Origin of the sequence: Thermomonas haemolytica (assembly GCF_004346265.1) — a bacterium.
Taxonomy (GTDB): domain Bacteria; phylum Pseudomonadota; class Gammaproteobacteria; order Xanthomonadales; family Xanthomonadaceae; genus Thermomonas; species Thermomonas haemolytica.
This window is the reverse complement of sequence record NZ_SMAP01000006.1, coordinates 136,944-145,190: the sequence shown is the minus strand read 5'-3', so window position 1 is coordinate 145,190 and position 8,247 is coordinate 136,944. Positions and strand designations below refer to the sequence as shown.

Below are 8,247 nucleotides of genomic sequence, written 5' to 3'. Positions count from 1 at the left end.
TCTCGCTGAACTTCGACTTCTTCATGGAACCTCCTGGCGGAAAGATGCCAGAAAGCTCTACTTCTCAGGTGTCCGGGATTAGGGGGAGGTTACGACCAAGTCGGAACGCCGCCGCGGCGACTTGTATGTGTTCAACTCCCCGAAGCTGGGTCGTCGCGTGGAGCTCATCGAGTGCGTGCGCATGGCGGTAGCGCTACGCTTCGAGTTCAATCCGCTCACCTTGGCCTACGTCGAACGACCGCGCACCCTGGATGTGCAGGGCGATCCGGTGGAACTGGACTTCTGGACCCGCGAGCCGCGGGGCCGCGAGCGCTTCTGGTTGGTCGTGGCGATCGACGACACCTTGAGCCCGCGCTCTCCCCGGCGTGAGTATCGGCGCGCGCGCGCACTGATCGAAGCGGCGCAGCACGCGCAGCTGTCGTTGGAGTTCTGCTACGAGGAAGACCTCCAGAAGGACGCCGCTTCGCTGGGGACCTGGTATCGCCTCCTGCCATACGCGCAAACCGCCCTGACCTTGCCCAACCGCGAGGCCTTGCGCACTCAGGTAATGGCGCAATTCGACACGCTCACGCGGGCGAGCTTCGGCCAGATTGAGAGCGCGCTGCGGGGCTTCCATGCCGCGGATGTGCGCGCGATCGCCGTTGACCTTGTGTGCACCGGCCAACTGGCACTGGTCGATCCGGCACACCTGACCCGCTTTAGCGTGCTCGAACGGAGAAGCGCCCATGGCCAAGCGTGATCTTACCGCGATCGTCGGTGTCGACCTGCGTACGTGGCCGCGGCCGCCGGTGGACGGTATCGACCAGGAATATCAGGCGTCCTACTTGTCGCGTTGCAATGCATTGCAGGCGGTGGCCGGCGGCATGTCATTCCGGGCGGCCGCGGCCCGCTATGGCGTGGATCCGCGCACCGTCGCGAACGATGCGGAAAAAGCGCCGCAGCTGCATACCGACAAGAAACCATTGGGCTTTCGAGCCTGTATTCCGTTCCGGCATCGGTTGCCCAAGCCGCCGTCCGACAAGGCGGTTCCAGTGGCGCCGCCGACCAAGGGCGTGGCCTACTCGTTCTCGCGCCTGCTCGACGCCTATTCGGACTTGAAGGATCTCGTGTTGGCATACAACGGGCCGTTGCCATCCGGCAAGGCAAAGGCGCGCGCCTTCGATCGGCACTTTGGCAGCTTCAAGGCGAAGGCCCGCACGCTGTTGGACAAGGGCACGTATCCACTTTGTGAACCCGACGAAGGACGCCGCGTGCTGCTCAACTATCACAAGCGCGTGCGCAAGCAGCGTCGCGAGGCCGGTGGCGCTGAAGTTGACGCAACGCCGCCGACGACCAAGCGTTTCAATCAGCTGTTCACCCTCGCACCCTTGGATCGGTGCGAGTTCGATGCACACAAGCAGGACGTCGATTGGGTGCTCGACATTCCGCATCCCGACGGCCAGCTTGTGCAGCGACGCATCACCAAGGTCACTTTGCTCGCACTGGTGTGTGCCGCCAGTCGCTACCTGCTCTCTTACTTGCTGGTACTGGGCGAATACAACCAGTTTCATGTCTTGCGGCTGTTTAGTAACGCGCTTAAACCATGGGCGCCAAGAGAGCTTATCGTCCCGAACATGCACTACGCCGAAGGGGCAGTGCTGGGCTTGCCTTTCGACGAGCACGACTGCTGTGGCCGTCCGATCGTGTCAGCAGGTGACAACGCGATGTCGCACCTGGCGAAGTTGCCCGTCGACAATCTGGTAGATCACTTCCGGGGGGTGTTCAACTTCGGTCGCGCACACGTGCCTGAGGGCCGGCCGATCATTGAAGCCTTCTTCCGCCGCTTGGAGCAAGGCGCGCTACGAGGAATCGCTGGTGGCTTCCACCCGCAATCGCGAGCCAACGAAAAGAAGGTCGCCACTTCGTACCTGCGTTCGGAAGATCATCCGCTGCATTGGGAAGGCATGTTGGACTTGATGGACGTGATCGCGTCCGGTCACAACGTGACCCCGCACAGCGGCCTGCACAATCGCTTGCCAAAGACCGTTCTGCACACGCACCTAGCTTCTGGCTGGACCTGGCAGGCGACCGAAGCGGCGCGCGATGCCCTTCGTGTGGCGACGATTCGTCTCAACGTCCGCATCCGTGGCGATGAAGCTGCCCGTCGCCAACCCTTCGTCCAATACAAGGATGCGATCTATCGCAGCCAGCGGCTAAATGGACAGTGGGGTCGGATTGGCGACTCCTTCCCAGCCGAGGTGAGCATTGAGGACCTGCGGCACTTGGTCTTGCTCGACCCGACGGACCACACGCCTTGGTCAAGGCTGTCGGCATTGCCACCGTGGCAGCAAAGTCCCCATGACTTGCATCTGCGCCAGTTGATCAATACCGCGCGCCACCGTGGCCTGATCGACATCGCCGGTGCCGGCGACGCGGTCAAGGCGTACCACGCCTTCGCCCACGAAGAGGCGCTCAAGGCCCGTACGGTCGCCGACCAATTCGCCCGCCTGCAAATCCAGCACGGCATCCCGGCCAACGCCAACGGCAACCCTGCTGGACCTACGGTCCCGCCGCCCGTCGTGCACCCGCGCGCGGGCAGAACGTCTTTCGCATTGCGCAAGGACTAATGCCCATGAATGCGATTATCGATCTCCTGTTGCACCCGTTACTGCAACTTTTTCGTCCACTGATCGCCACCCACTCGATCGAGCGCGTCGCCGATGCGATCAACGCATCCATCGACATGGGTTATCGTGGCTTGGGTGTGTTTGGCTTTGCTCGCTTTGGTAAGACCGAATCGATCACCTACCTCATCGATCATCCCTTCTGGCTCGCACAGCGCCCGGCAGCGATGTTGCGCGTTGATGCTCCCGACACGCACAAGCGCACCGACAGCAGCTTCTTCCGGAGCCTTCTGATACTGCTGGGTGTGCGTGTTCCCTCGCGGGCCAGCCCGGACGAACTTTGCACGCAGCTGATGGGGCGCCTCATCGAGGTGGCTCAGAACTCAGGAACTCACTTAATAATCCTGTTCCTGGACGAAGCGCAGCGCCTGCTGCCAGCCGACTACGAGCACCTGGTCACGCTCGACAACCGCATGACGCGGGCTGGCTATTACTTCTTCGTAGTACTCTTCCACCAGCGAGACATTACCGGGTTCAGCAATGAAGTGCTGCCCAGCAACGATCACCCGCCGCATGTAACCGGCCGCTTCCTAGTGCGCAAGCACGAGTTCACCGGTCTGGTCGGTGTGGATGAGGTTGCCTACGCGCTCACACGCTACGACGAAGGGACCGAGTGGCCGCCGGGCACCGGTATCAGCTACACGCAGCACTTCGCCCCGGTCGCGTTCGCCAATGGCTTTCGTCTGGCCAATTACGCGCAGCGTTTATGGGATTGCGCCAGCCACCTGCGCGCCGAAGCGAGACTATCGACCGAGTGGACTTGGCCCATGAAGAGCTTCGAAGCCACGGTCGTGTATCTGCTGACGGCAACTATTCCCTGCACACCGAGCTTCGAGTCCTTCGATGACGAGCAGCTCATCGCTGCGCTGAGGGCCGCCGGCCTGGTTGAACTGGAGAAGTCGCGCCACACCTACCAGCCGCAGGGGTGCCGATGAACACCGCGACGGTCCTGCCGATGCTTGACCCGCGCTTAGTCGGGGAGCATTGGGAAAACTACGAAGGCACTTCCAGCTTCGGTGTGTTCTGGCGCGCCACCCGACTCAATCATCTGCACCGACGCGACCTACGCAGCTTCCTTCACTTAAGCCTGCGCGCCGGCGATGATGCCTTCGCCCGGCTGACGCGCGGCATCCCCCAGCAGGCCGCGTTGCGTTTCAGCTTTCCAAAGTCTGAGTTCATCGAGAAGAGTTATTGGCGGCCGGAAGAGTGGTGGCCATTCGGGGGCCCGATGCCCTTCGAGCAGATGTCGTGGCGGCTGCGGGTGTGCCCTGTCTGTGCTCGCTCTTGCTACCATTCCCTGCTATTCCAGATGCCCGGCGTGGTTTGCTGCCCGTGGCACGGCGTGGCGTTGATCGATGCCTGTCCCAAGTGCGAGAGCCCCTTGGCGGTAGACGTTCAGCGCGACCTGCCGGTGGGCCGGTGTCGTTGCGGACACGATTTGGTCGACTACGTGGCCAGCGTCGTGGGCGAGGCAACCGTGCGGGGACACAAACACACTGCGATCGAAGACCATCTGCAACGCGCGGCATCGAGTCGTGGTCGCACCTGGCTGATCGCCCCCGAAGAGTTCGACGACCGAGCTTGGACCGCCTTACACTGGTTCGGCAATAGCTCTCAGAAGACCGGGACCTTGCTGTCGGAGCGGGTTGAGCTAGATCACAGCGTGCGGTTCACCTCGAGTCGGGTGGGGCCTAAAAGTGGACTGGAAAGCGCTCAGCCGAGCTTGGTCGCCCTGCCGTTAGAGTGGTTTGTCGCTTTTCAGCGCATCGGCGCCCAGCTGCTCGCAATGGTGCCTCGCGAGCACCTGCCCACGTTGGTAGGGCCAGCCAGCGACATGCGGCGGGCCTTCGGCCAACTGCCCGCCTTCCCGGGCAGCCGCGAGATGTACTTGTCCACAGAGGTCCTGGATCGATCCGTGCTGAGGTGCGCAGGCCTGCTCGCGGCGATCGTGGCGAACTCCACGGGGCGTCGCACCCTCGTCCAGCCCGGTCTCAGGCAGCGTATCTGGGACAACACCCACGGGCTTCGCTTGGTGGACGCGCTGGTGCGCCGGATCTTGACGCGGGGCTACGCCGACGGGTTGCGGGTAGCCCTCGGGCGCCATGTCCCGGCGCTGTATGACGCTCAACATCACCGGCCGGTTCGGCGCCTGCCTTGGGTATTGTTGGACCTTCCAGAGGGCGAGCTGCCGTCCGCTCGAATTGGCTGGACGCGGCAGCGCGGAACCTTCTAAGCAATCAGGAGCCGGCGCTCGGGTAGGAACAACCCCCTGATCAGCGAGGGTGCTGCACAGTTACCTGCCGGGTGCCGTTCCTGAGGCAGAGATTTCTGGGGCCGAGGCGCATGCGACATGGATTTATGCGCCGGGAGCCGCATATACTTGACCTTGAGAGGATCTACCTGCCTAGGGTTTTCAGATAGTTGGAATTTGCACCCTTCTGTGCGGCAGACACGTCTGCCGCCCCGCTGCAGGCGGCGCGGGCCGGCCCTAGACTGCACGTTCGGCAAAGGACATTGCGCAGTCAGGAACGGATACTCGCCCGCATGAGCAGCATTCACGAAATCCCGGTCGCGCGCCTGCAGGTCGGCATGTACCTGCACAAGCTCGGTGGGTCCTGGCTGCGGCATCCGTTCCTGCGCAACAGCTTCCTGCTGGACGACCCCAAGGACCTGCAGCGCATCCTCGAATCCGGCATCCACAGCGTGTGGATCGACACCAGCCGCGGGCTGGGGCTGGACGCGGAGGATGATGCGGCGGCAGCGCTGGCGGAAGACGAAGCGCCTGAAGGTGCAGCGGACGCGCTGACCGAGGCCGAACGCGAGGCAATCGCGCAGGACCGCATGCCCGCCCCTGCCCCGCGTTCGGCCGGTCTGGTGGCGCTGCATGCCGAGATCGAGCGTGCGCGCGAGATCTGCCTGTCCGGCAAGCAGCAGGTCATGCAGATGTTCGAGGATCTGCGCCTGGGCAACAGCGTGCGCCAGGATGGGGTGCTGCCGCTGATCGAGGAAATGAACGCCTCGATGCTGCGCAATCCGAACGCCCTGATCAGCGTGGCGCGGCTGAAGACCCACGACGACTACACCTACCTGCATTCGGTCGCGGTGGCGGCGCTGATGCTGGCGCTGGCGCGCCAGCTCGGCCTGGACCCGGCGCAGACGAAGATGGCCGGCTGCGGCGGGCTGATGCACGACCTCGGCAAGGCGTTCATGCCGCTCGAAATCCTCAACAAACCGGGCAAGCTCACCGATGAGGAATTCGCGGTGATGAAGACCCATCCGCAGGCCGGTGCGCGCGCGCTGCAGGAGGCCGGCGCGGATGCCGGCGTGGTGGACATCGCCCTGCACCACCACGAGAAGATCAACGGCCGCGGCTATCCGCACGGGCTGCGCGGCGAGGAAATCTCGCTGCTGGCGCGCATGGGCGCGATCTGCGACGTGTACGACGCGGTCACGTCGGTGCGCGCCTACAAGGCCCCGTGGGATCCGTCCGGGGCCATGCGCGAGATGGCGCGCTGGGACGGGCATTTCGATCGCCGGGTGTTCAATGCCTTCGTGAAGACGGTGGGCATCTACCCGGTCGGCGCGCTGGTGCGGCTGGCATCGGAGCACCTGGCGGTGGTGGCGGAACCCGGCGGCGACTCCCTGCTCAAGCCGAAGGTGCGCGTGTTCTATTCCCTGCGCCGCCAGCAGAAGATCCTGGTGCACACGCTCGACCTCGCGGATCCGGCGTGCCGGGACAGTATCGTCGGCCCCGAAAACCCGGAAAAATGGGGCTTCACCAACCTCGAAGCCCTCTGGCTCTGACCCATGGCGCATTCCGACGAGCGCATCCACAGCGAGCCCCCGACTTCGCCGCGCGCGGAGATCTACCGGCTCGGCGCCAGTGGGCCCAGCCTGGGGTCGGTACTGGCGGGCATCGGCGGCGCGCAGCGCAGGCTGGCCCTGCTCCACATCGACGTGGACGGGGTCGGGACGATCAACGCCACCCTCGGCGAGAACATCGTGGAGCAGGCGCTGTCGGTGGTGGCCCGGCGCCTGCGCCAGGCGGTGCCCGCCGATGCCTGGCTGTGGCAGCTGGCGAGCGAGGAATTTGTGGTGGCGGTCGCCTACCGCGAGGGCGAGCCGGATGGCGACGTGATGGCCGAACGCCTGCGCGAGGCGTTCGAGACCCCGGTGCAGGTGCCGCCGTTCGTGCTCGACATCACCCTGTCGATCGGCATCGCGGTATATCCGGAGCATGCACACGATGCGGCCGGCCTGCTGGCCGCGGCCGAGCAGGCCATGCGCCGGGCCAAGCGCAGCGGTCCCGGCGGGCAGGCGGTGTTCGTCCCGGAGCCGGTGCATGACGCCGCGCTGGACCCGGTACAGGGCCAGGGCCACCGGTTCGTGGATGCGATCGCGCAGAGCGAGTTCCGCCTTTATTACCAGCCGGTGGTCAGCGCCCAGGACGGCAGCATCGTCTCCTGCAGCGCGCTGCTGCGCTGGCATACCTCGCAGGAGGGCGTGCTGCGCGCCAACCGCGTGCTGCCCGCGGTGGAGCGTGCGGGCCTGGCCGGTCCGGTGGCGCTTTGGACGATCGAAACCGCGCTGCAGCAGGTGCGTGCGTGGCGCGAGCTCGGGATCGACTACCTGACCGCCGCGGTGCCGCTGGACGGGGCCCTGCTGGAGCGTGGCGAATGCCTCGACCTGGTGGGCGAGCTGTTCCATCGCAACGAGGTTCCTGCCAGCGCGCTGGAGTTCGAGATCTCGGAAGCCGTGCTCGCGGTGGACGCCCCGCACGTGGCCGAGAACCTGGCCGGCCTGCGCGCGCTGGGCGCCACCCTCAGCCTCGCCGATTTCGGCACCCGCGGGCTGAGCCTGACCGCGCTGGCCCAGCATCCGCTGGACCGCCTCAAGATCGACCGCGGCTTCCTGCGCGACGTCACCCGCACGCCGCGCAGCGCCGCGCTGGTGCGCGCCATCATCGCCATGGGCCACGGCCTGGGCATGACCGTGGTGGCCAAGGGCGTGGAAACCGATGCCGAACTGGGCTTCCTGCGCCGCCATCACTGCGATTTCTTCCAGGGCTACCTGTTCAGCCCGCCGCTGCCCGGTGCCGAGGTGGACGAGCTGCTGCGCCGGCGCTTCCTGCTGCCGCAGGTGTTCCAGACCAGCACGGCGCAGCAGCCAGCGCGCACCCTGCTGCTGCTGGACGACGAGGAAAACGTCCTGCGTTCGCTGGTGCGGCTGCTGCGCCGCGACGGCTACCGCCTGCTGACCGCCAACAGCGTCAACGAGGCGTTCGACCTGCTGGCGCGCAACGAGGTGCAGGTGGTGGTCTCCGACCAGCGCATGCCGGACATGAGCGGCACCGAATTCCTGGGCCGGGTGCGCGACATGTACCCGGATACCGTGCGGCTGGCGCTCTCCGGCTATACCGACGTGAACACGATCAGCGAAGCGGTCAACCAGGGCGCGGCCTACCGCTTCCTGCTCAAGCCCTGGGACGACGCCGAACTGCGTGGGCACATCCGCGCTGCGTTCCGGCTGGCGGAGCAACGGCGCGGCGTGGCCACGGATGCGGACGTGGACGCGGGCTGAGCGT

General features: G+C 65.3%; 6 protein-coding genes. All 6 read left to right on the top strand.

Annotated elements, in window-relative coordinates; genetic code table 11:
* Positions 1-127 precede the first annotated feature (127 nt).
* The 6 genes from EDC34_RS08935 to EDC34_RS08910 all read left to right on the top strand — a co-directional run bounded on the left by EDC34_RS08935 (position 128) and on the right by EDC34_RS08910 (position 8,243).
* Complete coding sequence (locus tag EDC34_RS08935) at positions 128-739, top strand: hypothetical protein (protein WP_140197682.1); 612 nt, start codon at positions 128-130, stop codon at positions 737-739.
* Positions 726-2,606 (top strand): hypothetical protein, encoded by a 1,881-nt coding sequence (locus tag EDC34_RS08930; RefSeq protein WP_114960444.1) that lies wholly within the window; start codon positions 726-728, stop codon positions 2,604-2,606. Before EDC34_RS08935 ends, EDC34_RS08930 begins: the two co-directional genes overlap by 14 nt.
* 5 nt (positions 2,607-2,611) lie before the next feature.
* Complete coding sequence (locus tag EDC34_RS08925; RefSeq protein ID WP_132982874.1) at positions 2,612-3,598, top strand: ATP-binding protein; 987 nt, start codon at positions 2,612-2,614, stop codon at positions 3,596-3,598.
* Positions 3,595-4,896: a TniQ family protein gene (locus EDC34_RS08920; RefSeq protein ID WP_114960442.1), complete on the top strand. Its 1,302-nt coding sequence runs from the start codon at positions 3,595-3,597 to the stop codon at positions 4,894-4,896. Before EDC34_RS08925 ends, EDC34_RS08920 begins: the two co-directional genes overlap by 4 nt.
* Before the next feature lie 311 nt (positions 4,897-5,207).
* The gene (locus EDC34_RS08915) at positions 5,208-6,467 is read left to right on the top strand and encodes a cyclic di-GMP phosphodiesterase (RefSeq protein ID WP_114960441.1); all 1,260 of its coding nucleotides are present in this window, start codon (positions 5,208-5,210) and stop codon (positions 6,465-6,467) included.
* A 3-nt stretch (positions 6,468-6,470) separates the two neighbouring features.
* Positions 6,471-8,243 (top strand): EAL domain-containing protein, encoded by a 1,773-nt coding sequence (locus EDC34_RS08910; RefSeq protein ID WP_114960440.1) that lies wholly within the window; start codon positions 6,471-6,473, stop codon positions 8,241-8,243.
* The last annotated feature ends 4 nt before the right edge of the window (positions 8,244-8,247 follow it).